This window comes from Kitasatospora sp. NPDC048239 (assembly GCF_043202015.1).
Taxonomy (GTDB): Bacteria; Actinomycetota; Actinomycetes; order Streptomycetales; family Streptomycetaceae; genus Kitasatospora.
In genome coordinates this window covers 510,269-534,952 of sequence record NZ_JBICZP010000002.1, presented here as the reverse complement: position 1 = coordinate 534,952, position 24,684 = coordinate 510,269, and the positions used below count along the sequence as shown (strand labels likewise).

Sequence of the window (24,684 nt, the reverse complement as noted above, 5' to 3'; positions counted from 1 at the left end):
CAGGCGTAAGGCTCCGGGCCGGACAGGGCCTAGTTCTGGCCGGACGGCAGCGACGTGGCCGAGGCACTGCCGTGGGCGGAGGCCGAGGCGCTGCCCTGGGCCGTAGCCGAGGCGCTGCCGGTGCCGGCGGGCGTGCCGCTGACGGTGCCGGCCGGCGTCCCGGTGGGCGTGGCGGTCGGCGCCGGGGTGACCGGGTCGGGCGTGCCCGTCCCGGTCGGGGTGCCGGTCGGCGTCCCCGTCGGCGTTCCGGTGGGCGTCCCCGTCGGGGTGCCGGTCGGCGTGCCCGTGGGCGTCCCGGTCGGCGTGCCCGTGGGCGTCCCCGTCGGGGTGCCGGTCGGCGTCCCCGTGGGCGTGGTGGAGGGCTGGCCCGTCCCCGGGTCGGTCGGCGTGGCCGTCCCGGGCGTCGGCGTCCCCGGCGCGGGCGTGCCCGGCTCCGGGGTGCCGGGCGCGGTCGGCGCGCCGGGCTCGGGGGTGGCCGCGACCTGGTTGGCCGGGCTCGGCGCGATCGGTGTGACGCTGTCCCAGCCCGCCGGGAGGTCCGGCACCTTCCAGGCGCCGCCCTGGTCGTCCGAGGCCGTCTCCGGGTCGGGGCGGACGGCACCGAGGATCGGCATCGAGCCGATCGGCGACACCTTGATCCAGGCACCCGGCCGGGGCGCCTGGACGACCAGGCCGCCGCCGATGTACAGCGCGACGTGGGTGGCGCCCTCGAAGTAGATGACCAGGTCCCCGGGGCGCAGCTGGTTCAGCGGGAGGTGCTGGAGCCGGGCCCACTGCTCCTGGCTGGTCCGCGGGATGGGCTTGCCGGCGTGCAGCCAGGCCTGCGAGGTGAGGCCCGAGCAGTCGAACACGTCCGGTCCGGCGCCGCCCCACACGTAGGGCTTGCCGAGCTGCGCGAGCGCGTAGGCGACGGCGGCCCGGCCGGCCAGCGACGGGGTGCGCTCGCCCTGGCCGAGCGCGCCCGAGGCGAGGAAGGCCAGCTGGGCCTCGTCGGCCTTGACCTTCTCCAGCTTCTCCAGCTCGGCGCGCTGGGCGCCGGTGAGCGAGGAGACCATCTGCTCGACGGCGGCCAGGTCGGTGGCGACCTTGGCCTTGGCGGCGTCCTGCTGGGCGACCAGCGCCTGGGTGTTCCTCAGCGCCTCCTCGTTCTGCTTCTGCAGTCCGTTGAGGGCGTCGCGGTCGGACTTCAGCCGGTCGAGGAAGTCGGACTGGGAGCGGCTGGCCGCGGCGAGCAGCTCGGCGATGGTGACCGCCTCGTACGGGTCCTTGGAGAGCAGCAGCTCGGCGTAGGCGGAGGCGGAGCCGTTGCGGTACTGGGCGGCGGCGAGCTGGGCGGCCACGTCGGTGCCGGCGTCCACCTGCTTCTGCTGGCGGTCCAGGCGGGCCTTGAGCTCGGCGAGCGCGGCCTGCTGCTCGGCGACCTTGGCGACGCTGCCGTTGTACTGCTCGCTGGCGGCCTCGGCGTTCTTGTACAGCTCGTGCAGCTGGTCGAGCAGCGGGCCGAGGGTGGCCTTGGCCTCGGCGAGCGGGTCGGCGCCGGGGGAGGCGGTCGGGGCGCTGATGCCCGGGGTGCCGCCCGGGTCGGGGGCGGCGTACGCGGCCTGGGCGGCCAGCGGGAGCGCGAGGGCGGCGGCCGCGAGCACGGCTCCGCAGCGCAGGGCGGCCCGCACCCACGGTCGTATGCCCGCCGACTCCGCGCGCTGTGCAGCCCCGCCCATGGGTGTGTCCTCCCCGCCCTGCCGATCCCCGGGCTCCCCGGATCCCCGCCGATCCTGCCATGGGTTACCCGCCGGAAACAGACCGCACCCGTACGGGTCGGTGAATTCTCCGGTTCGGCTGTGAGACAGGTCTCAGCAAACCCGCCCGAACCGGGACGTTCTCCACTAATGCCCAGCTCAGCATGGGTGAGGACACCCTGCGGAAAGCCTACGGCAACCCCTCAGACACTGTCGGAACCACGAATCCCGATCCAGTTCACCTTCCGTTCACCGAGCGTCCCTACCGTCGCGAGCGACACCAACGTCAGTGCGACAACTACGACGATTGTTTGGGTATGGAACACATCTCGTTCCTGGTGGCCGTTGTGATCATCACGGCGCTCGCCTTCGACTTCACCAACGGGTTCCACGACACCGCCAATGCGATGGCCACCTCCATCGCGACGGGAGCCCTTCGGCCCAAGGTCGCGGTCACCATCGCGGCCGTCCTCAACTTCGCGGGCGCGTTCCTGTCCGTGAAGGTCGCCACCACCATCTCCGGCGGCATCGTCAACGAGAAGGCGGGCATCCACCCCGAGATCATCTTCGCCGCACTGGTCGGCGCGATCCTGTGGAACCTGCTCACCTGGCTGAGAGGCCTTCCGTCCAGCTCCTCGCACGCGCTGTACGGCGGCCTGATCGGCGCCACCGTGGTGGGCGTCGGTGTCAACGGCGTCAACTTCGACACCGTCGTCAGCAAGATTCTGATCCCCGCCGTCGCCTCCCCGCTGGTCGCGGGCCTGGCCGCCTGGGGCGCCACCAAGCTGGCGTACGCGATCACCCGCCGGACCAACGAGGAGACCGCCACCAAGGGCTTCAAGACCGGCCAGGTCTTCTCCTCCTCGCTGATCTCGCTGGCGCACGGCACCAACGACGCCCAGAAGACGATGGGCATCATCACCCTGACCCTGGTCTCGGTCGGCGCCCTGCCCAAGGGCGCGCTGCCCCCCACCTGGGTGATCATCTCGGCCGGTGCGGCCATCGCCCTGGGCACCTACATGGGCGGCTGGCGGATCATCCGCTCGATGGGCAAGGGCCTCGCGGACATCAAGGCGCCGCAGGGCTTCTCCTCCGAGTCGGCCGCCGCGACGGTCATCCTGACCTCCTCGCACATGGGCTTCGGCCTCTCCACCACCCAGGTCTGCTCCGGCGGCATCATGGGCGCCGGCCTCGGCGGCCCGAAGGGCGAGCTGCGCTGGAGCCTGGTCCGCCGCATGGTCTACACCTGGGGCCTGACCCTGCCCGCCGCCGCCTCGGTGGCCGGCGGCGCGGCCTTCCTCGCCGAGCAGGGCAGCTGGGGCGTGGCGCTGGTCGGCGTCACCCTGGTGGCCGGCTCGGGCGCGATGTGGATCATCTCCCGCCGCCAGCCGGTCGGCGCGGACAACGTCAACGACGTGACCCCGGTCGAGACCGTCACCCCGGTCGAGGTGGGCCCGGCCTCCGTCTCCGCCGCCCCCACCGCCGCCTCGACCACCGTCGCGGCCTGAGCGCCGACCACCAAGGAACCGACACCATGCACATCAAGTGGAACGCCCTGGCCCAGACCGCCGGCGTCAGCTTCGGCATCACCGTCGCCGTGGTCGCCGTCTTCGCCCTCGGCATCCTGGCCCTGTCCCGCCGCGAGGCCTCCCAGTCCGCCCGCGGCCCGGAGTCCGGCGCGGCCGCCGGCGGCCGGCTGGCCCTGGTCGGCGCGTACACCTGCTTCGCCGTCTGCGCGGCGGCCGTGGTCTACGGGCTGACGCTGATCGCCGGGAAGTAGCACGGGACGCAACAGCAGTACGCCGGAGGGCCGGGGAGTGGTGGATCCACTCCCCGGCCCTCCGGCGTGTTCCGGGTCAGTCCTGCTGCGTGGTGCGCAGCACGGTCTCCCGGATGAACAGCACGGTCACGAAGGCCGCCAGCGCGAACGGCGCCGCCACCAGGAAGACCACGCCCACGCCGTGCCCGAAGGCGTCCGTCACCAGCGGGACGACCGGGGCGGGCAGCTTGTGCAGGTCCGGGATGCCGCCGCCGCCGGCGCCCGTGGCCGGGATGTGCGCGGCCGCCAGGTTCTCCGCCAGGTAGTGGGAGACCTTGTTGTTCATCAGGGCGCCGAGCGCGGAGACGCCCATCGCGCCGCCCATGGTTCGGAAGAAGGTGACCACCGAGCTGGCCGCGCCGAGCTCGCCCCGGGGCACCGTGTTCTGCACCGCGAGGACGAGGTTCTGCATGGTCAGGCCGAGGCCGATGCCGGTGATCGCCATGTAGACGGAGAGCAGCCCGTACGACGTGTCGGCCCGGGCGGTGCCCAGCAGGGCGAAGCCGACCGCCAGCATCAGGGTGCCGGCGACCAGGTACGCCTTCCACTTGCCGTACTTGGTGATCAGTCGGCCGGCCACGGTGGAGGAGACCGCCAGGCCGAGGATCATCGGCAGCGTCATCAGGCCGGCGATCGTCGGGGACTTCTCCCTGGCCAGCTGGAAGTACTGGCTGAGGAAGGTGGTGGCGCCGTACATCCCGACGCCGACCAGCACGCTGGCGAGCGCGGCCAGCACGACGGTGCGGTGGCGGAACAGGCTCGGCGGGATGATCGGCTCGGCGGCCCGCTTCTCGATCACCACGGCGAGCGCGCCCAGCAGCAGGCCGCCGCCGACCATCGCCCCGGTCTGCCAGGAGACCCAGTCGTAGTTCTTGCCGGCCAGGGTGATCCAGATCATCAGCAGGCTGACCGCGCCGGTGACGACCAGTGCGCCCAGGTAGTCGATCCTGACCTTGCGCTTGACCACCGGCAGCTTGAGGGTCCGCTGGAGCACCGCGATCGCGGCCAGCGCGAACGGGATGCCGATGTAGAAGCACCACCGCCAGCCGAGCCAGGAGGTGTCCACGATGACGCCGCCGATCAGCGGGCCGCCGATGGTGGCCAGGGCGAACACGGCGCCGAAGTAGCCGCTGTAGCGCCCGCGCTCGCGCGGCGGGACCATCGCGGCCAGGCAGATCTGCGCCAGCGCGGTGACACCGCCGGCGCCGATGCCCTGGAGCGCGCGGCAGGCGATCAGCTCGCCGGTGTTCTGGGAGAGGCCGGCCAGCGCCGAGGAGCCGATGTAGATGACCAGCGCGATCTGCAGCAGCAGCTTCTTGCTGGCGAGGTCGGAGAGCTTGCCCCAGATCGGGGTGGAGGCGGTGAGGGTGAGCAGCGTCGCGGTGATCACCCAGGTGTAGGCGGACTGCCCGCCGTGCAGGTCGGTGAGGATGTGCGGCAGCGCGTTGGAGACCACGGTCGACGAGAGCACGGCCACGAAGAGGCCGAGCAGCAGGCCGGACAGCGCCTCCATCACCTGCCGGTGCGTCATGGGTCGGTCGTCGGCGAGGGCGGCTCCGGTCGCGGCGGGTGCGGCGAGGGTCATCTGGGTCCTTCGGGGTACGGGAGGCAGGGCGCGAAAAACCGTTGCCTCAGGCAACCATAAGCCTGATGGTTGACTAAGGCAACTTTCTTCAAGCCCCGGCAAAGTCCCGGCGCCGTCAGGCCCCGACGCCCTCCCCGACCACGTCGTTGAAGCGGTGCAGCAGCTCGGCGAATCGCACCACGTCCTCCTCGGGCCAGCCGCCCATCACCTCGCGCACCCGCGCCATCCGGGCGCCCCGCGCCTCCAGGAACCGCCGCCGGCCGTCCGCGGTCAGCGAGACCAGCGCGGCCCGCCGGTCCTGCGGGTCGGCCTCGCGGGCCACCAGGCCCAGCTCCTCCAGCGCCCTGATCTGCCGGCTCACGGTGGCCTTGCCCACCGCGAAGTGCACGCCGACGTCCGTCACCCGCACCGGTCCGGCCTGCTCGATGTACGCGAGCAGGCTGTACGCCATGCCCTCCAGCCGGGGGTGCACCCGCCGGGACATCTCCGCCACCCGGGCCCGGCCGCGCCGGAACAGCAGCGCGACCTCGCGCTCAACCGCCATCAGGGGTTCCTCGTCGCCGGGCGCACCGGCCGCACTTGCCGCACTCACCGCGCCAGTATCCCGCAGCGGTCCCGGCCGGAACGCGGCGCGGGATCCCCGATCGACCAACTACTTGATGATATGAAGTATCCGTTTTTCACTCATACGTTAGGAGATGTCGATGACCGCCCCACGGCAGGGACTCGTCGCCGAACTGAAGGATGCGGTCACCCCCCGCACGGCACTGCTGGTGATCGCCGTGCTGCTGCTCCAGCTCGGGTTCATCACCTCGTACGTCGGCGCCCTGCACGACCCCAGCCCGCACGAGCTGTCGATCGCGGTGGTCGCGCCGCCCCAGGTCTCCCCCAAGCTGGTCGAGGCACTGGAGGCGGTGCCCGACGACGCCGTGCGGGCCGTCACCGCGCCCGACGCCGCGACCGCCACCGAGCGGATCAAGGACGAGAAGATCTACGCCGCGCTGGTGGTGGACCCGGCCGGCACCGAGGACACCCTGCTGGTCGCCAACGCCCGCGGACCGGCCGCCGCCCGGGCCGCCGAGACCATCGTCACCGCCCTGGACAAGTCCCAGGGCCGGACGGTCAAGGTCCAGGACGTGGTGCCGCTGGCCAAGGGCGACACCAACGGGCTCTCCTCCTTCTACCTGGTGATCGGCTGGTGCGTCGGGGGCTACCTGGTCGCCTCGATCCTCGGCATCAGCGCCGGTGCGCTGCCCGCCAACCCCAACCGGGCGCTGATCCGGCTCGGCAGCCTGGCGCTGTACTCGGTCGCGGCGGGCATCGGCGGCGCGGTCATCGTCGGGTCGGTGCTGAACGCCCTGCCCGGCTCGATCTGGGGGCTGGCCGCTCTGGGCGCCCTGGTGGTCTTCGCGGTCGGCGCCGTCACCATGGCGCTGGAGTGCCTGTTCGACATCGTCGGCATCGGGATCGCGGTGCTGCTCTTCGTGGTGCTCGGCAACCCCAGCGCGGGCGGGGTCTTCCCGCCGCCGATGATGCCGCCGTTCTGGCGGGCCATCGGCGCCTGGATCCCCAACGGCGCGGGCACCGACGCGGCCCGCTCGATCGCCTACTTCAACGCGGCCAACCTCACCATGCCGCTGCTGGTGCTCGCCGTCTGGGCGGCGCTCGGGGTCGCGGTGACCTTCGTCGCCGTGCTCCGCAAGCCGCGCTACGGCCGGGAGCTGGTCCACCCGTAGCCGGGGCCGCAGGCCTCTTCGGGCCTCAGGCCTCCAGGCGGCCCGGGTCGGCGACGATCGCCCGCACCACCCCGACCGCCGCACCCAGCAGCGGTCCGCGGCGGCCCAGCCGGGAGACCGTCAGCCGGTCCTCCGACCAGGGGCGGACGGTCACCCGGGCCGCCAGCTCGGCCCGCATCGCGGGCAGCAGCCAGGGCGCCAGCTGGGCGTAGCCGCCGCCCAGTACCACCTCGGCCGGGTCGAGCAGGTTGACCGCCCCGGCCGAGGCGGTGCCCAGCGCGGAGCCGGCCCCGGCCAGCGCCGCCCGCACCTCCTCGTCCCCGGCCTCGGCCCGCTCGGCGAGCAGCGCCACCCAGTCGCCCCGGACGCCCTCAAGGCCGGCCGCCCGCATCACCGCCGTCTCCCCCGCGTACTGCTCCAGGCAGCCGTACGCCCCGCAGGCGCAGAGCGGCCCGTCCGGGCGGATCGGCACGTGCCCCAGTTCGCCCGCGTAGCCGCGCGCCCCGCGCAGCAGCCGGCCGTCGACCACGATCGCCGAGCCGACCCCGGCCTCGGCGGAGACGTGCAGGAAGTCGTCCGGTGCGCCGCCCAGCCAGAGCTCGGCGAGCCCGCCCAGATTGGCCTCGTTGTCGGCGTCCATCGGCAGCTCGGCCAGCTGCTCCGCGCCGGCCGCCCGCAGTGCGAGCCGCAGCTCGGCGGCGATCGACACGTCCAGCCAGCCCAGGTTGGCGGCCCGCTGGAGCACCCCGCCACCCGTCCCGACCAGCCCGGGCACGGCCAGCGTCAGCCCGGCCGGGCGCAGGCCGGCGTCGACGGCGGCCCGCCGCAGCAGCTCGGCCAGGTCGGCCATCACGGCGGCCGGCCGGCGGTCCCGGTTTCGGATCTCCTGCCGGCGCCAGGCCCGGACCTCGCCGCGCAGGTCGACCACGCAGGCGCCCAGGTGCTCGACCCCGATCTCGGCGCCGAGGCCGCCCGGCCCCTGCGGGTCGAGGCCCAGCGCGGTGCCGGGCCGGCCGACCTTGCCGCTGGGCGCGGCCGGGCCCTCCTCGACCACCAGGCCGGCGCCGATCAGCTGCTCGGCGAGCGAGGAGACGGCCGCCCTGGTGAGCCCGGTCTCCGCGGCCACCTCGGCCCGGGAGCGCGGGGAGCGCGCGATCACCCCGAGGACCAGGGCCAGGTTGGACCGGCGCATGCCCTGCTGGCTGGCGGGCCCGGCCGGGGGCCGTTCCGTCTCGCGCATCGCCTTCACCCCGCTCCCGCACGTCCCGATGGGCCCGGATGCTTGCAGCCTAACCGCGTTCCGCCGACCGCTCCCGGCTGCGCGGCCGGCCCTGGGGCCCGCCTTCGGGCACGGGACCTAGCGGGCCTGGGCCGGCTGCTCCATCCGGGTGGCGGCCGGGTCGGGGCACCGGGTGAAGACCCAGCGCTGCATCGCCCAGTAGCGGAACAGCATCGCGATGAAGGTGCCGACGACCATCCCGCTGAGGAAGTCGGCGACCTCCTGGGTGAACGCGCCCACCTGGGGCTCGCGCAGGTCCAGGACGTAGCGCGAGAGGATCAGCGGGATGTCGTTGACCCCGATCGCCACCACGCTGACCAGCAGGAACAGCAGCACCTCCCGCTGGCGCCCGTTCGCCCGGAAGGACCACTGGCGGTTCAGCACATAGGAGACGGCGGTGGCGACCACCGTCGCGATGGTGAGCGCCACCACCGGCTTGTGCTGCAGCACGGTGAACTTCAGCGAGAAGTTGATCACCGTGGTCAGCGCGAAGCAGGTACCCCCGACCAGCAGGAACTTCACCAGCCTGCGGTGCCTGACCAGGAACGGGCGCAGCCCGGCCGGCACTCTGGCCAGGGCTCGCTGAGTGGGGGACGGCATCCTCGCAGTCTCGCACGAGGCCCCCCGACCCTCCCGTCCGGCGCGGAGCGCCCGGCCCCGTCCCGCCCGGGTCGGCCTGCACACCGCAGTACGCACAGTAAGAGGGGTCGGACACCGAGGCGGTCCGGCCCCGGACGGCGGCCGGCGGCCCGGCGGGGTGCCTCCCCCGCCGGGCCGCCCGGTGAGCGGTGGGCCGCGGTCAGACGGCCACCAGCACCTCGGCCGGCTCCAGGGCCAGCTTCAGCACCTCCCGGACGTCCGCGACCGGGTGGACGGTGAGCCGCTCCAGCACCTCGGCCGGGACGTCGTCCAGGTCGGCCTCGTTGCGCTTGGGGATGATCACCGTGCTGACCCCGGCCCGGTCGGCGGCGAGCAGCTTCTGCTTCACCCCGCCGATCGGCAGCACCCGCCCGGTCAGCGAGACCTCGCCCGTCATCGCCACGTCGGTGCGCACCCGGCGCCCGGAGAGCAGCGAGGCCAGCGCGGTCGTCATGGTGATGCCGGCGCTCGGCCCGTCCTTGGGCACCGCCCCGGCGGGGACGTGCAGGTGGACGCCGCGGTCCCGCAGCGAGGTGACCGGCAGCTCCAGCTCGGCGCCGCGCGAGCGCAGGAAGGAGAGCGCGATGTGCGCGGACTCCTTCATGACGTCCCCCAGCTGTCCGGTCAGGGTGAGCCCGGTGCCGCCGGTCTCGGCGTCGGCGAGCGAGGCCTCGATGTAGAGGACGTCGCCGCCGGCGCCGGTGACCGCGAGGCCGGTGGCCACCCCGGGGACGGCGGTGCGCCGCTCGGCCGGCTCCTGGGCGGCCTCGGGGACGTGGTGCGGCCGGCCGATCAGGGCCCGCAGCTCGTCGGCGCCGATCGCGGCGGGCAGCTTCCGCTCGCCCAGCTCGCTCTGCGCGGCGACCTTGCGCAGCACCCGGGCGATCGAGCGTTCGAGGTTGCGGACGCCCGCCTCGCGGGTGTACTCGCCGGCCAGCCGGCGCAGCGCCGCCTCGTCGACCGCGACCTCCTCGCTGCGCAGGCCCGCCTTCTCCAGCTGGCGCGGGAGCAGGTGGTCCCGGGCGATGACGACCTTCTCGTCCTCGGTGTAGCCGTCGAGCCGGACCAGCTCCATCCGGTCGAGCAGCGGCTCGGGGATGGCCTCCAGCACATTGGCGGTGGCGAGGAAGACCACGTCGGAGAGGTCCAGCTCGACCTCCAGGTAGTGGTCGCGGAAGGTGTGGTTCTGTGCCGGGTCCAGCACCTCCAGCAGTGCGGCCGCCGGGTCGCCCCGGTAGTCGGAGCCGACCTTGTCGATCTCGTCCAGCAGGACGACCGGGTTCATCGAGCCGGCCTCCTTGACGGCCCGCACCAGGCGGCCGGGCAGCGCGCCGACGTAGGTGCGCCGGTGGCCGCGGATCTCCGCCTCGTCCCGGACGCCGCCGAGCGCGACCCGGACGAACTTGCGCCCCATGGCGCGGGCCACCGACTCGCCGAGCGAGGTCTTGCCGACGCCGGGCGGGCCGACCAGCGCCAGCACCGCGCCGCCGCGCCGGCCGCCGACCAGGCCGAGCCCCTGGTCGGCCCGGCGCTTGCGCACCGCCAGGTACTCGACGATCCGGTCCTTGACGTCGGCGAGACCGGCGTGGTCCGCGTCCAGCACCGCGCGGGCGCCGGCGATGTCGTAGGCGTCCTCGGTGCGCTCGCTCCAGGGGAGCTCCAGGACGGTGTCCAGCCAGGTGCGGATCCAGGAGCCCTCGGGCGACTGGTCGGAGGCGCGCTCCAGCTTGTCGACCTCCTTGAGGGCGGCCTCGCGGACCTTCTCGGGCAGGTCCGCGGCCTCGACCCGGGCGCGGTAGTCGCCCTCCTCGTCGGCCGGGTCGCCGTTCAGCTCGGCCAGCTCCTTGCGGACGGCCTCCAGCTGGCGGCGGAGCAGGAACTCCTTCTGCTGCTTGGCGACGCCCTCCTCGACGTCCTTGCGGATGGTGTCGTTGACCTCCTCCTCGGCGAGGTGGTCGCGCAGCAGCGTCAGCGCGTACTCCAGGCGGGCCGTCTGGTCCGCCTCCAGCAGCACCTTGAGCTTCTGCTCGGCGGTGGCGAAGGACGCGTAGCCGATGTTGTCGGCCAGCTCGCCGACGCCCTCGATCTGGGCCACCCGGTCGACGATCTGCCAGGCGCCGCGCTTGCGCAGCCACTGGGTGGAGAGCGCCTTGTACTCCCTGACCAGCTCGGCGGAGCGGCCGGTCAGCGGGGTGGCGACGGCGGACTCGCGGAACGGCGTGGTCTCCACCCAGAGCGCGGCGCCGGGCCCGGTGGTGCCGGCGCCGATCCGGACCCGGCGCACGGCGCGGACCAGCGCGGCCGGCTGGCCGACACCGTTGGGGCCGTCGGCCAGCCGGCCGACCTGCTCGACGGTGGCGAGCGTGCCGACGGCCGCGTACGAGCCGTCCACCCGCGGGACGAGCAGTACCTCGGGCCGCCCGGCACCCACCGCCGCGCGGGCGGCCTCGACGGCGGCGCGCACCTCGGTGTCCTTGAGGTCCAACGGGACGACCATGCCCGGGAGCACGACCTCGTCGTCGAGCGGCAGCACGGGCAGGGTGAGCGGTGTGGACGTCGATGCCATGATCTCTCCCCAGTCAGCGAAGTTGAGCTGACCTGACTAAGGTTTGGCGGGCGCCGGATGTTCCCGGGGATTCGTTCGCCGTGAGCGAACAGGGAAGGGGTCGCGGGGGCCTGTCAAAACACCCGGCGTCGACCACCCGGCGCGGCCCGAAGGAGAGGGGCTACGCGCGGTCGAGGACCGCCGCGCCGGAGCCCGGGGCCCGCGAGGCCGCCGACTGGGCGCCGGACGCCACCCGGGAGCGCCGCAGCGGCAGCCGCCGGCCGGGGCCGCGGCGCAGCCAGCGCCAGAGCGCCACCCCGGCCAGCAGCGCCACCGGGTGGCCGACCCCGGTCACGAGGTCCCGGTCGGTGAGGATCTGGTCGGCGATCAGCGCCCCGGCCCCGCCGAGCGCCAGCAGCCTGCCGCCGGGCGGGAGCAGCCCGGCCAGCGCACCCAGGCTCGCCAGCACGCCGTAGCTGACGCCGATGTCCAGGTAGTCCAGTGCCGCGGACTCCATCCGCCCGGTCGCGACCGCGGCCAGCACCACCGCCTGGGACAGCACGGTGGCCGTGACGTGCCCGATCGCGAACACCGCGGCCGCCCGGGCCGCCCCGACGCGGCGCTCCAGCGGGGCGATGGTGAAGGCGAAGGCCCACAGGTAGGGCATCCAGACCGGACCGGCGACCCAGAAGCCGCTGAACAGCAGCGCACGCACGGGGTGGTGCAACAGGTTGTGCCCGTCCGAGCTGGACGCCTCCTGGAGGCGCAGCACCAGGTCCGGGTCCGCGAGCTTGGCGAAGGTGGTGGTGGCTCCGACCACCGCGAGGTAGCCGAGCGCGAAGGGGTTGCGCCGGGGCGTCGGCACCCGGGCCAGGATCCAGTCGGCGACGCCGGCCCGCAGACCGAGGCGCAGCATGCCGTACGGCGGCCCCGCGGAGGGCCCGACCTGCGGCCCGGGGCGCGATCCGGCCCGCACCGCATCCTTGCGCAGCTCCGCCATGCCGTCTCCGCTCCAGACCCCGCAGCCACCGGACCCGTCCGATGCCCAACGTACCGGCGCGCGCCGAAAATCCCACCCCCGCGACTTGTCGTGACCACGGTACGTCCCGGTCCTGGGAGCCAGCTGGGAATACCCCGTGAAAACGGTGTCCGACACGGGCTCGGCATTGGTACGGACCTGCACTCCGTTTACGCACGAGTAGTGGCCCTGACCGGCGGCTCGGCACCAAATCAACTGCATACGTACCGTTACGGAGTGAAAAATCGCCGGGTAAGGTATCGCCCCGTGCCCACTTGCGAGTGGGTCCGAGGGCGGCCGGACAGCCGGCCCACGGGCCGGAAATGTCCGGTCCACCTGCCGGGAAGCACCCGTTGTCCGTACGCTGCGAAGTGTGCGGGAGGGGTGGGCGGTCCACACCCGTCCCCCTGATCCGCACACACGACGGAGCGGGACGGCGGACCCGGCACAGTCCACGACGGAACAAGACTACGAGCGGAGCCCCGCCATCCCCACAGGTGGCCGGCCCGCAGCCCTGGGGGCGGTGGCGTGACCGTGACAGATATTCAGCAGGACAACAACAACAGCGGCGGCACGGTGAGCAGCCAGCGCAGAGTGCTGGTGGTGGAGGACGAGCCGACGATCGCCGAGTCGATCGCGGCCCGACTGGGCGCGGAGGGCTTCAAGGTCGCCGTGGCCCACGACGGCCCTGGCGCCGTCGACGGCTTCCACACCTGGCAGCCGGACCTGGTGGTCCTCGACATCATGCTGCCCGGCTTCGACGGCCTTGAGGTGTGCCGCCGGATCCAGGCCCAGCGCCCGGTGCCGGTACTGATGCTGACCGCGCGCGACGACGAGACGGACCTGCTGGTCGGCCTCGGCGTCGGAGCCGACGACTACATGACCAAACCCTTCTCCATGCGCGAGCTGGCGGCCCGGGTCAACGTCCTGCTGCGCCGCGTCGAGCGCGCCCAGCAGGCGGCCAGGACGCCCGCACTCGGCAGCCTGCGCTTCGGCGAACTGGAGATCGACCACGTGCAGCGCCGGGTCCGGCTGGCCTCGGGCGACGTCCACCTGACGCCGACCGAGTTCGACCTGCTCGCCTGCCTGGCCGCCCAGCCGCGCGCGGTACTCACCCGCGAGCAGCTGCTGGCCGAGGTCTGGGACTGGACGGACGCGTCCGGCACCCGCACCGTCGACAGCCACGTCAAGGCGCTGCGCCGGAAGATCGGCGCCAGCTGGATCCGCACCGTGCACGGCGTCGGCTACGCACTGGAGGCCCCGCTCTCCTAGCGGCGCCTCGGGCACCGGGCCTCCGGGGGGCCCGTGTCCCGAACCGCCGCTCGGACCACCGCGGGGGACCCACAGGGGACCCATGACCTTTCCACAGCAACGCAACGGGGACGCCGCCGGAGCGCGGCCGCCCACGCTGGCCACCCGCGCCGCCCGCCGGGTCTGGGCCGACATCCGGCCGCTCGACCCGGTCCGGTCCATCAAGGGCAAACTCGCCCTTCTGGTGATCGTCTCGGTCTTCCTGGCCACGGGCATGGTGGTCGTCGCGATCCGCTCGGAGACCCAGATCCGGATCATCATGGTCTTCTCCATGATCGCCTCACTGCTCTTCATGCAGTTCCTCGCGCACGGGCTGACCGCCCCGCTGCGCGACATGACCGCCGCCGCCCGCGCGATGGCCTCCGGCGACTACAGCCGCCGGGTCGAGGTGAGCTCGCGCGACGAGATCGGCGAACTGGCGGCCACCTTCAACCAGATGGCGTCCGACCTCGAAGCCGCCGACCGCCACCGCCGCGAGCTGGTCGCCAACGTCTCGCACGAGCTGCGCACGCCCATCGCCGCGCTGCGCGCCGTGCTGGAGAACGTCGTCGACGGCGTGGTCCAGCCGAACCCGGCGACCCTGGGTGCCGCCCTGGAGCAGACCGAGCGGCTCGGCCGCCTGGTCACCCACCTGCTCGACCTGTCCAAGATCCACGACGGCGTGGTCGCCCTGGACGCGCGCCCCTTCGAGGTGCGCGAGTTCCTGGACGGCGTGCTGCGCGGGGTCACCGTGGACGGCGCGACGGCCGGCGGGGCGTTCTCCCGGCGCGGCGACGTCCGGCTGGCACTGGAGGTCAGCCCGACCGGCCTGACCGGCGTGGCGGACCCGGAGCGGCTGCACCAGGTGGTCGCCAACCTGGTCGACAACGCCTGCAAGCACTCCCCGCCCGGCGGCACCGTGACGGTCCGCGCGCGGCCCGGCGACGGGCCCGGCGACCTGCTGCTGGAGGTCGAGGACGAGGGCCCGGGCATCCCGCTCGCGGACCGCGGACGGGTCTTCGAACGGTTCAGCCGCAGCGGCACCGCCACCGCCCAGGGGCCCGGCTCCGACGGCGGCACCGGCCTGGGGCTGGCCATCGCCCGCTGGGCGGTGGACCTGCACGGCGGACGGATCGAGGTGGCCGAGGCCCCGCGCGGCTGCCGGATCGAGGTGCGGCTGCCCGGGCAGCGGTGAGCCGCGGGCGGGCGCCGGGCCCGGGTCGGTCGGCGTTCGCCCGCATGTCACAGAAGCGACACAGTGGTATACGGATCTTGGGTGATCGCTATGTCCGGATTCATCCGGATATGGGGGTCGATCAGCGGTGATCGGTTCCCTTCCCATGCGGCTTTCTAACGCACATTTTCAGCCAAACTGCAGGTCAGGACTGTGATCTGGGCGACGCCTGAGCCCTGGGGACTGCGCGATCACTGGTCAGGGGCGTAGCCTTAATCCCCGCTGTCCAAACATCCCAAAAGGAAGCGGAAGAGGGCGGTTGCCGCCGTGTCGCCACAGTCCCAAGAAACCCCCAACAGCTCGGCAAGCTCCACGGGCTTCGGCCCCAATGAGTGGCTCGTCGACGAGATCTACCAGCAGTACCTCCAGGACCCGAACTCGGTCGACCGAGCCTGGTGGGACTTTTTCGCCGACTACAAGCCCGGTACCGAGGTGACCCCAGTGACCCAGGCCGCGACCCAGGTCGGCCCCACGCCGACCCCCGTTGCCGCCCCCGCGCCCGCCGCTGCTGCTCCGGCCGCGCCCGCCCCCGCCGCACCGGCCGCGCCCGCGCCGGCCCCTGCGGCCCCGGCGCCCGCGCCCCTCGCCGCAGCCCCTGCCGCGCCCCCGGCCCCCAAGGCCGCCGCCGCAGCAGCGCCGGCCGCGCCCGCCGAGACCGGCCCCGAGCTGGTCCAGCTCCGCGGCCCGTCGAAGGCGGTGGCGACCAACATGGACGCCTCGCTGGAGGTGCCGACGGCGACCTCCGTGCGCGCCGTGCCGGCCAAGCTGTTGATCGACAACCGCATCGTCATCAACAACCACCTGCAGCGCGCCCGCGGCGGCAAGGTCTCCTTCACCCACCTGATCGGCTACGCCCTGGTCCAGGCCATCAAGGCCTCGCCGGGCATGAACCACAGCTACCAGGTGAAGGACGGCAAGTCGTACCTGGTCAAGCCCGAGCACGTGAACCTGGGCCTGGCCATCGACCTGGTGAAGCCCAACGGCGACCGCCAGCTCGTGGTCGCGGCGATCAAGAAGGCCGAGACCCTCGACTTCTTCGGCTTCTGGCAGGCCTACGAGGACATCGTCCGCCGGGCCCGCGCCAACAAGCTGACCATGGACGACTTCACCGGCGTCACGGTCTCGCTGACCAACCCCGGCGGCATCGGCACCGTGCACTCCGTGCCGCGCCTGATGCAGAACCAGGGCACCATCGTCGGCGTCGGCGCCATGGAGTACCCGGCCGAGTTCCAGGGCTCCGCCCCGGAGACGCTGTCCCGGCTCGGCGTCTCCAAGATCATGACGCTGACCTCGACCTACGACCACCGCGTCATCCAGGGCGCGGCGTCGGGCGAGTTCCTGCGCGAGATCCACCGGCTGCTGCTCGGCGAGAACGGCTTCTACGACGAGATCTTCGAGTCGCTGCGGATCCCGTACGAGCCGGTCCGCTGGGCCACCGACGTCGCCACCACGCACGACGACGAGGTCAACAAGACCGCCCGCGTCATCGAGCTGATCCACTCCTACCGGGTCCGCGGCCACCTCATGGCCGACACCGACCCGCTGGAGTACAAGCAGCGCAAGCACCCCGACCTGGACGTCACCACCCACGGCCTCACCCTGTGGGACCTGGAGCGCGAGTTCGCGGTCGGCGGCTTCGGCGGCCAGCGGATGATGAAGCTGCGCGACATCCTCGGCCTGCTGCGCAACACGTACTGCCGCACCGTCGGCATCGAGTACATGCACATCCAGGACCCGAAGCAGCGCAAGTGGCTGCAGGAGCGCCTGGAGAAGCCGTACACCAAGCCGGAGCGCGAGGAGCAGCTGCGCATCCTGCGCCGGCTGAACTCGGCCGAGGCCTTCGAGACGTTCCTGCAGACCAAGTACGTCGGGCAGAAGCGCTTCTCGCTGGAGGGCGGCGAGTCGCTCATCCCGCTGCTGGACGCGACCATCGACTCGGCGGCCGAGCACCGCCTGGACGAGGCCGTCATCGGCATGGCCCACCGCGGCCGCCTCAACGTGCTGGCCAACATCGTCGGCAAGCCGTACGGCAAGATCTTCGGCGAGTTCGAGGGCAACCTCGACCCGAAGTCGATGCACGGCTCCGGCGACGTGAAGTACCACCTCGGCTCCGAGGGCACCTTCACCGGCCTGGACGGCGAGACCATCAAGGTCTCGCTCGCCGCGAACCCCTCCCACCTGGAGGCCGTGGACCCGGTCGTCGAGGGCATCGCCCGCGCCAAGCAGGACATCCTGGACCAGGGCGGCACCACCTTCCCGGTGCTGCCGATCCAGATCCACGGCGACGCGGCCTTCGCCGGCCAGGGCGTCGTCGCGGAGACCCTGAACATGTCGCAGCTGCGGGGCTACCGCACCGGCGGCACCGTGCACGTCGTGGTGAACAACCAGGTCGGCTTCACCGCCGCACCCGCGAGCAGCCGCTCGTCGATGTACTGCACCGACGTGGCCCGGATGATCGAGGCCCCGATCTTCCACGTGAACGGCGACGACCCGGAGGCCGTGGTCCGCGTCGCGCGGCTCGCCTTCGAGTTCCGCCAGGCGTTCCACAAGGACGTCGTGATCGACCTCATCTGCTACCGCCGCCGCGGTCACAACGAGGCCGACAACCCGTCGTTCACCCAGCCGCTGATGTACGACCTGATCGACAAGAAGCGCTCGGTGCGCAAGCTGTACACCGAGGGCCTGATCGGTCGCGGCGACATCACCATGGAAGAGGCGGAGCAGGCGCTCCAGGACTTCCAGGGCCAGCTGGAGAAGGTCTTCGCCGAGGTCCGCGACGCCGCCCAGACGCCGGCCCCGGCCGCCAACGGCAAGCCGCAGGCCGACTTCCCGGTCAACATCCAGACCGGCATCTCCCAGGAGATGGTCAAGCGGATCGCCGCCTCCCAGGTCAACCTGCCGGACTGGCTGACCGTCCACCCGCGCCTGCTGCCGCAGCTGCAGCGCCGCGCCGGCTCGGTCGAGGACAACACCATCGACTGGGCGATGGGCGAGACCCTCGCCATCGGCTCGCTGCTGATGGAGGGCCACCCGGTCCGACTGGCCGGCCAGGACAGCCGCCGCGGCACCTTCGGCCAGCGCCACGCGGTGCTGATCGACCGGGTCTCCGGCGAGGACTACACCCCGCTGCTGTACCTGACCGAGGACCAGGCCCGCTACACCGTGTACGACAGCCTGCTGTCCGAGTACGCGGCGATGGGCTTCGAGTACGGCTACTCGCTGACCCGCCCGAACGCGCTGGTCATGTGGGAGGCGCAGTTCGGCGACTTCGTCAACGGCGCGCAGACCATGGTGGACGAGTACATCGCCTCCGCCGAGCAGAAGTGGGGCCAGCACTCCGGCGTCACCCTGCTGCTGCCGCACGGCTACGAGGGCCAGGGCCCGGACCACTCGTCCGCCCGCCCGGAGCGCTTCCTGCAGATGTGCGCGCAGGACAACATGACGGTCGCCATGCCGACCCTGCCGTCGAACTACTTCCACCTGCTGCGCTGGCAGGCGCACAACCCGCACCACAAGCCGCTGATCGTCTTCACCCCGAAGTCGATGCTGCGTCTGAAGGCCGCGGCGAGTGCCACCGAGGAGTTCACCTCCGGCTCGTTCCGCCCGGTCATCGGTGACAACACCGTCGACCCGGCGAACGTCCGCAAGGTGGTCATCACGGCGGGCAAGTTCTACTACGACGTCGAGGCGGCCCGTACCGAGCGCGGGGTCACCGACACCGCGATCGTCCGGGTCGAGCGGCTCTACCCGCTGCCGGTGGCCGAGCTCCAGGAGGAGCTGGCCAAGTACGGCGACAACGTCCAGTTCGTCTGGGCGCAGGAGGAGCCGGCCAACCAGGGCGCGTGGCCGTTCATCGCCATGAACCTGGTCGACCACCTGCAGGTCGTCATCGGCCGCAGCGCCAACGGCTCGCGTCTGCGCCGCGTCGCCCGCACGGCCTCCTCGGCCCCCGCGGTCGGCTCGGCCAAGCGCCACGCCGCCGAGCAGCAGGGGCTGCTGGAGGAGATCTTCTCGCTCTGACCCCCGCTCAGGCCGAACGGCCCCGGCCCCCCGTGCACACCGCACGGGGGGCCGGGGCCGTTGCGCCACCCGGCCGCGGTGGCGCCATGTCAAGGTCCCAGCTCTGCAACCAAACGGCCACCGGACTGCGGGCCGACCTGACGGCTCGATAGGTTGTCCCTCGCCGGATCGCCGTCCGGGCAGCCGTCCAAGCGCCCCGGCGCCGGCCGAACGACCTCACCGCTCTCCCAGGGGGATCACCGCATGACCGCCGACACGCCTCCCGGCTCCGCCGCCTCACCGCTCCCGCCGATCTTCCAGCCCCTGCTCCCCGAGGACCCGAGGGAGGTCGGCGGCTACCGGCTGTTCGCCCGCCTGGGCGCCGGCGGCATGGGCCGCGTCTACCTGTCCTACACCCCGGGCGGCCGCCCGGTGGCGCTCAAGGTGGTCCGCCCGGAGTTCGCCGAGGACGGCGAGTTCCGCCGCCGCTTCGCCCAGGAGGTCACCAACGCCCAGCGCATCCACGGGCTGTACACCGCCCAGGTGATCGACTCCGGCCTGGACGCGGACGCCCCCTGGCTGGTCACCGCGTACGTGCCGGGCCCGTCCCTGCAGCAGGTGGTACGGGAGAACGGCGCGCTGCCGGTCCGCACCGTCCTGCTGCTGCTGGGCGGCGTCGCCGAGGCGCTGCAGGCCATCCACAGCGTCGAGGTGGTCCACCGCGACCTCAAGCCGGCCAACGTGCTGGTGGCCGGCGACGGCCCCCGCGTCATCGACTTCGGCATCGCCCGGGCCGCCGACGCCACCGCGCTGACCGGCACCGGCTACCGGATCGGCTCGCCCGCGTTCATGTCGCCGGAGCAGGCCCAGGGCCACCGGGTCACCCCGGCCACCGACGTCTTCGCGCTCGGCGCGCTGGCCGCGTACGTGGCGGGCGGCACCGCGCCGTTCGGCGACGGCCCGGACACCGCGGTGCTCTACCGGGTGGTGCACGAGCAGCCCGACCTGAGCGCCGTCCCCGGCGACCTGCGCGAGCTGGTCCTGCGCTGCCTGGCGAAGTCCCCCGAGGACCGGCCCACGCCCGCCGAGATCATCGAGATCGCCCGCAACCACCCGTCGGTCGGCGGGCAGCTGCGGTTCGGCGACGACTGGCTGCCCCGGCAGGTCAACACCGAGATCACCCGCCGCTCGGACCTCCCCAAGACCCCGCCGACCCCGCTGCCGGCCTCCCCGACCAGTGCGCCGACGGTGCCGCAGGCCCCGGCCGGGCCGCCCACCGCTCCCCCGCAGCCGGTCGGCCAGCCGACCCACCCCGCCACCGCCATCTCGTACAGCACCCCGCAGCAGCCGCCGGCGACCCCGCCGCCCGGCTTCACCCCGCCGCCGCTCGGCGCCTACGGCCCGCCGCAGCCCGGCACCGAGGCCCCGACCGGCCCGCTGCTGTCCTCCCCGCCGACCATGCAGCTGCGCCAGGACCCGCCCTCCTACGACACCCCGCCGCCGGGCCCGGTGGTCTCCGACCTCCCGGCCCCCGCGCCGGAGCCCAGGCGCAAGGGCGTCTCCTGGAAGGTGCTGCTGACCGTCGCGCTGGTCATGGCGGTCGGCGGCACGGCGGGCGGCGTCGTGCTGATGGACAAGCTGGGCAAGGACAAGGACAAGGACAAGGCCTCCTCGGCCGCCCCCGCGTCGGGTGCCGCCTCCACCCCCAATCCGGCGCCCGCCGCGACCACTCCGCCGGCCGCCTCGGCCTCGCCCAGCGCGTCCCCGAGCTCCGGCAGCGACCCGTTCACCACCACGCCCTCGCCGACCAAGTCCGCGAGCAACGGCGTCACGGCGCCGGCCCGGCCGACCGGCTACTCCCCGCTGCTGGACAAGAAGCCGCTGTCCATCCCGGGCGCCGACTACTCCTCGGAGGCCTACCGGATCGACCTGGTGGCGGGCACGGTCGTGCCGCGCGGCAACGACCTCAAGTGGGGGCTGGGGGTGACGGCCACCGGCAGCAGCAACAAGGCCAACGCCTTCACCAGCTTCGGCGACGAGAAGTCGGACTTCGCCGTGATCACCGAGGCCACCGTGACCCCCGAGCAGTGCGCCATCGCGATCGACTCCCGTCCCGACACCGACCTGTCCTTCAACCGGGTCGCCCCGGGCCGGCTGCTCTGCATCCGCGACCGGGTCACCCACAACATCGCCGTCGGCGCGGTGGAGGTCGCCGACTCCACCACCGGCACCGCCAAGATCGTCATCAGCACCTGGCGGGCCAGCTAGGCCGGAGCCCCGGCCGGGACGGTCCCGGACGGGACTATCCTGACCAGGTCGAATCCCCACCGGACCCGGAGTGAACCGTGTACTTCACCGACCGCGGCATCGAGGAGCTGGCGAACCGGCGCAGCGACGAGGAGGTCACCTTCGAGTGGCTGGCCGAGCGCCTGCGCGAGTTCGTCGACCTCAACCCCGACTTCGAGATCCCGGTCGAGCGGCTGGCCACCTGGCTGGCCCGGCTCGACGACGAGGACGACGAGTGACGCGGTGAACCCCGCTTGAAGGGCCCGGAAAGGCAGCCGCCTTCCGGGCCCTTTCGCATGCCCCCCGTAGGGGACGCCTCGGGGGCGCCTCAGGGTCCGCTCCGGGGCGGGCTCCGGGCCGGATCCCTTGACTTCGCCGTCACGCGATATATCGTCTTTAAAAGAGAACGCGATACATCGCGAGTTACAACGGGAGGCGGCAGAGATGAGCCAGTGGACGGTCGAGGGACCCGACAGGATCACCATCGACGAGGCGGTCCGCGCGCTGCACGTGCGCATCATCGACGGCACGGTGAACGTGGTCGCGGCCGAGGGCCAGGCCCGCCTGGAGGTCACCGAGCTCCAGGGCGAGCCGCTGCACGTCACCCTGGTGGACGGCGTCCTGACGGTCACCTACAAGGACCTCAGCAGCTGGAACGAGTTCGGCGACGTGCTCAAGTCGGTCGACTCGGTCAAGGGCTTCTTCTCCTCGTTCAAGCGCAAGCGCCGGGCCGCCGTCACGCTGACCGTGCCGGCCGCGGCCGAGGTCAAGGTGGGCACCGTCTCGGCCGACGCCACCGTCTCGGGGGTGGCCGGGCACGTCTCGGTGCAGAGCGCCAACGGCGACGCCACCCTGGTCGGCCTCACCGGCCGGACGGACGCCAACACCATCACCGGCGACGTGGACGCCCAGTCGGTGGCCGGCCGGCTCAAGCTGAACACCGTCTCCGGCCGGCTCACCGTGGTCGCCGGCACCTCCGACAAGGTGCAGGCCAACGCCGTCACCGGCGACGTCACCCTGGACCTCGACGTGACCGGCCCGACCGACATCAAGGTCACCACGGTCAGCGGCGCGGTCGGCGTCCGGCTCCCCTCGCTGGCCGACACCCGGGTCGAGGCCGGCACCAACAGCGGCGACGTGTCCAGCACCTTCGAGCAGCTCAAGGTCGGCGGCACCTGGGGCGCCAAGCGGCTCTCCGGCCAGCTCGGCGACGGCAAGGGCAGCCTCTCCGTGACCACCGTCTCCGGCGCCGTCACCGTGCTGCACCGCCCCGACACCGAGGAGGACGGCCCGGTGGTCGTCAAGGAGCTCCCGGCCGGCCCCGACCTCACCAAGGAGGCCTGAGATGACCCCCGTCTTCGGCCACGGCCGGCTCCGCCTCTACCTGCTGAAGCTGCTGGACGAGTCCCCGCGGCACGGCTACGAGGTGATCCGCCTGCTGGAGGAGCGCTTCCAGGGGCTGTACGCCCCCTCGGCCGGCACCGTCTACCCGCGGCTCGCCAAGCTGGAGCAGGAGGGCCTGGTCACCCACAGCACCGAGGGCGGCCGCAAGGTCTACCGGCTCACCGACGCCGGGCGCGCGGAGCTGGAGGCCCGCCAGGGCGAGCTGGACGAGCTGGAGCTGGAGATCGTCGACTCGGTGGCCCAGCTCGCCGGGGCGATCCGCGAGGACGTCCGGGACAGCGCCAACGACCTCCGCGAGGAGCTCTGGGGTGCCGCGCGCAAGGCCCGGAAGGCCGAGCCGGGGGCGGAGGGCGCCGAGGGTGCCGAGGGCGGGGACCCGTGGGCCGGCCCGTGGGGGGACCGGGACGCCTGGCAGCGTGCCAAGGAGGAGTTCGCCCAGTTCAAGGCCCAGGCCAGGGAGCAGGCCAAGCGCGCCAAGGACCAGGAGAAGGCCGCCAAGGCCAAGGCGAAGGCCGCCGAGGAGGAGGCCCGCCGGCTGCGCGAGCAGTCCAAGGCCGCACGGACGGCGGCCCAGCAGGAGGCACTGCGGCTCAAGCGCCGGGTCGAGCAGCAGGTGCGCGAGCACGCGGCCAAGGGCGACTGGTCGACCGGACTGGCCGAGGGGCTGTCCGAGCTGACCAGGGGTCTGGCCGGACTGGCCGACGCGGCCCGCTGGGGCCACCCGGCGGAGGGCGGGGCGCCGGCCGCCGAGAAGGTCGGCGTCACCCGGATCGACCTGGACAAGGACGAGCCACCCACCGGCACCGCGGACCTGCCCTCGTGGGCCCGGACCGACCCGGCCGGCGACCCGGCCCGTGAGCTGGAGCGGCTGCTCGACCGCTTCCGCGACCAGGTCCGGGACGCGGCTCGGGACGGCGGGGTGACGGACGCCCGGCTCGCCGAGGCCCGATCGGTGCTGGGCACGGCGGGCGAGCGGCTGCGGCGCCTGCTGGGCTGACGCACGGGGAGGACGCACGGGGAGGACGCACGGGGAGGACGCACGGGAGGGACGGCCGGGAGGGACGGCCGGGTCGGCGGGATGCCGACCCGGCCGTCCGCCGTCCCGGCTCAGCGGTTCCGCGGGTTCACGGGTTCACGGGTTCACGGGTTCAGCACGATCTTCCCGAAGACCTCGCCCTTGGCCAGCCGGGCGAAGCCCTCCCGGGCCTCGGTCAGCGGCAGCACCGAGTCGATCACCGGCCGGACCCCGGCGGTGGTGCAGAGCGAGAGCAGCCCGGCCAGCTCCTCCTTGGTGCCCATGGTCGAGCCGACCACCTTGAGCTCCAGGAAGAAGATCCGGTTCAGCTCGGCGGCCTTCGGGCTGGGGCCGGAGGTGGCACCGGAGATGACGATGGTGCCGCCGGGCCGCAGCGACTTCACCGAGTGCGACCAGGTGGCGGCGCCGACCGTCTCCATCACCGCGTCCACCCGCTCGGGCAGCCGGGCGCCGCTCTCGAAGGCGGCGTCGGCGCCGAGCTCCACGGCCTGGGCGCGCTTGGCCTCGGACCGGCCGGTGACCCAGACCCGCAGGCCGGCCGCCTTGCCGAGGACGACCAGCGCCGTCGCCACACCGCCGCCGGCGCCCTGCACCAGCACGGTGTCACCGGGCTTCACCCCGGCGTTGGTGAACAGCATCCGATAGGCCGTCAGCCAGGCGGTGGGCAGACAGGCCGCCTCCTCGAAGCTGAGCTCCGCGGGCTTGGGCAGCAGGTTCCAGGTGGGGACGACCACCTGCTGGGCGAAGGTGCCCTGGTAGCGCTCGGTGAGGATGGAGCGCGGCTCGTCCGGGCCGACCCCGTGGCCGCTCTGGCCGATCACCGAGTGGAGGACCACCTCGTTGCCGTGCTCGTCGACGCCGGCGGCGTCGCAGCCGAGGATCATCGGCAGCCGCTCGGCGGGCAGGCCGACCCCGCGCAGCGACCAGAGGTCGTGGTGGTTGAGGCTGGCGGCCCTGACCGTGACCACGCTCCACCCGGGACGGGCCTGCGGTTCGGGGAGTTCGCCCAGCTCAAGCCCGCTCAGCGGGTCGTCGGCGTCGATTCGTGCGGCGTAGGCAGCAAACATGGTCCGGACGA

Annotated in this window: 18 protein-coding genes; 10 read left to right on the top strand and 8 right to left on the bottom strand. The window is 73.1% G+C overall.

Features of this window, described 5'->3' with window-relative positions; all coding sequences use genetic code 11:
- Positions 1–29 precede the first annotated feature (29 nt).
- The gene (locus tag ACGFZP_RS06500) at positions 30–1,718 is read right to left on the bottom strand and encodes an NlpC/P60 family protein (RefSeq protein WP_392929208.1); all 1,689 of its coding nucleotides are present in this window, start codon (positions 1,716–1,718) and stop codon (positions 30–32) included.
- A gap of 335 nt (positions 1,719–2,053) precedes the next feature.
- On the opposite strand from ACGFZP_RS06500, the gene ACGFZP_RS06495 reads away from it, so the two are divergent.
- Both ACGFZP_RS06495 and ACGFZP_RS06490 read left to right on the top strand, forming a co-directional pair.
- Positions 2,054–3,244 (top strand): anion permease, encoded by a 1,191-nt coding sequence (locus ACGFZP_RS06495; RefSeq protein WP_392929205.1) that lies wholly within the window; start codon positions 2,054–2,056, stop codon positions 3,242–3,244.
- A 26-nt stretch (positions 3,245–3,270) separates the two neighbouring features.
- Entirely contained in the window at positions 3,271–3,516 is a 246-nt protein-coding gene (locus tag ACGFZP_RS06490; RefSeq protein ID WP_392929203.1) for a hypothetical protein, read from the top strand.
- Between the two features lie 76 nt (positions 3,517–3,592).
- On the opposite strand, the gene ACGFZP_RS06485 is transcribed toward ACGFZP_RS06490, so the two are convergent.
- Together ACGFZP_RS06485 and ACGFZP_RS06480 are read right to left on the bottom strand one after the other, a co-directional pair.
- Positions 3,593–5,140 (bottom strand): MDR family MFS transporter, encoded by a 1,548-nt coding sequence (locus ACGFZP_RS06485; RefSeq protein WP_392929201.1) that lies wholly within the window; start codon positions 5,138–5,140, stop codon positions 3,593–3,595.
- A 115-nt stretch (positions 5,141–5,255) separates the two neighbouring features.
- Positions 5,256–5,732: a MarR family winged helix-turn-helix transcriptional regulator gene (locus ACGFZP_RS06480; protein WP_392929200.1), complete on the bottom strand. Its 477-nt coding sequence runs from the start codon at positions 5,730–5,732 to the stop codon at positions 5,256–5,258.
- Between the two features lie 112 nt (positions 5,733–5,844).
- Here ACGFZP_RS06480 and ACGFZP_RS06475 point away from each other — a divergent pair, with 112 nt between their 5' ends.
- On the top strand, positions 5,845–6,876 hold the full coding sequence (locus ACGFZP_RS06475; protein ID WP_392929197.1) for a DUF3533 domain-containing protein: 1,032 nt from the start codon (positions 5,845–5,847) through the stop codon (positions 6,874–6,876).
- A gap of 25 nt (positions 6,877–6,901) precedes the next feature.
- Here the strand turns inward: ACGFZP_RS06475 and ACGFZP_RS06470 are convergent, their stop codons facing one another.
- The 4 genes from ACGFZP_RS06470 to ACGFZP_RS06455 form a co-directional block, all read right to left on the bottom strand.
- Positions 6,902–8,116 carry an ROK family protein gene (locus ACGFZP_RS06470; RefSeq protein ID WP_392929195.1) on the bottom strand — a complete coding sequence of 405 codons (1,215 nt, stop codon included), beginning with the start codon at positions 8,114–8,116 and terminating at the stop codon, positions 6,902–6,904.
- 117 nt (positions 8,117–8,233) lie between these two features.
- Positions 8,234–8,755: a GtrA family protein gene (locus tag ACGFZP_RS06465; RefSeq protein WP_392929193.1), complete on the bottom strand. Its 522-nt coding sequence runs from the start codon at positions 8,753–8,755 to the stop codon at positions 8,234–8,236.
- A 199-nt stretch (positions 8,756–8,954) separates the two neighbouring features.
- The gene (gene lon, locus ACGFZP_RS06460) at positions 8,955–11,360 is read right to left on the bottom strand and encodes an endopeptidase La (RefSeq protein WP_392929192.1); all 2,406 of its coding nucleotides are present in this window, start codon (positions 11,358–11,360) and stop codon (positions 8,955–8,957) included.
- 160 nt (positions 11,361–11,520) lie between these two features.
- Positions 11,521–12,339, bottom strand: coding sequence for a rhomboid-like protein (locus ACGFZP_RS06455; protein ID WP_392929189.1), 819 nt, complete (start codon positions 12,337–12,339; stop codon positions 11,521–11,523).
- 552 nt (positions 12,340–12,891) lie between these two features.
- On the opposite strand from ACGFZP_RS06455, the gene ACGFZP_RS06450 reads away from it, so the two are divergent.
- From ACGFZP_RS06450 to ACGFZP_RS06420, 7 genes are all read left to right on the top strand, one after another.
- Entirely contained in the window at positions 12,892–13,629 is a 738-nt protein-coding gene (locus ACGFZP_RS06450; RefSeq protein ID WP_387945096.1) for a response regulator transcription factor, read from the top strand.
- Between the two features lie 82 nt (positions 13,630–13,711).
- A complete protein-coding gene (locus ACGFZP_RS06445; RefSeq protein ID WP_392929185.1) occupies positions 13,712–14,842 on the top strand; it encodes a sensor histidine kinase in 1,131 nt (376 codons plus the stop codon).
- Between the two features lie 306 nt (positions 14,843–15,148).
- The gene (locus ACGFZP_RS06440; RefSeq protein ID WP_392929184.1) at positions 15,149–18,901 is read left to right on the top strand and encodes a multifunctional oxoglutarate decarboxylase/oxoglutarate dehydrogenase thiamine pyrophosphate-binding subunit/dihydrolipoyllysine-residue succinyltransferase subunit; all 3,753 of its coding nucleotides are present in this window, start codon (positions 15,149–15,151) and stop codon (positions 18,899–18,901) included.
- Between the two features lie 243 nt (positions 18,902–19,144).
- Entirely contained in the window at positions 19,145–21,148 is a 2,004-nt protein-coding gene (locus tag ACGFZP_RS06435) for a serine/threonine-protein kinase (RefSeq protein WP_392929181.1), read from the top strand.
- Positions 21,149–21,225: 77 nt separating this feature from the next.
- Positions 21,226–21,405: a DUF6104 family protein gene (locus tag ACGFZP_RS06430; RefSeq protein ID WP_387945089.1), complete on the top strand. Its 180-nt coding sequence runs from the start codon at positions 21,226–21,228 to the stop codon at positions 21,403–21,405.
- Between the two features lie 205 nt (positions 21,406–21,610).
- Positions 21,611–22,510 carry a DUF4097 domain-containing protein gene (locus ACGFZP_RS06425; RefSeq protein ID WP_392929179.1) on the top strand — a complete coding sequence of 300 codons (900 nt, stop codon included), beginning with the start codon at positions 21,611–21,613 and terminating at the stop codon, positions 22,508–22,510.
- Between the two features lies 1 nt (position 22,511).
- Positions 22,512–23,567 (top strand): helix-turn-helix transcriptional regulator, encoded by a 1,056-nt coding sequence (locus ACGFZP_RS06420; RefSeq protein ID WP_392929177.1) that lies wholly within the window; start codon positions 22,512–22,514, stop codon positions 23,565–23,567.
- 143 nt (positions 23,568–23,710) lie between these two features.
- Here ACGFZP_RS06420 and ACGFZP_RS06415 read toward each other — a convergent pair whose 3' ends face one another.
- Positions 23,711–24,673 (bottom strand): zinc-binding dehydrogenase, encoded by a 963-nt coding sequence (locus tag ACGFZP_RS06415; protein WP_392929176.1) that lies wholly within the window; start codon positions 24,671–24,673, stop codon positions 23,711–23,713.
- Positions 24,674–24,684: the final 11 nt, after the last annotated feature.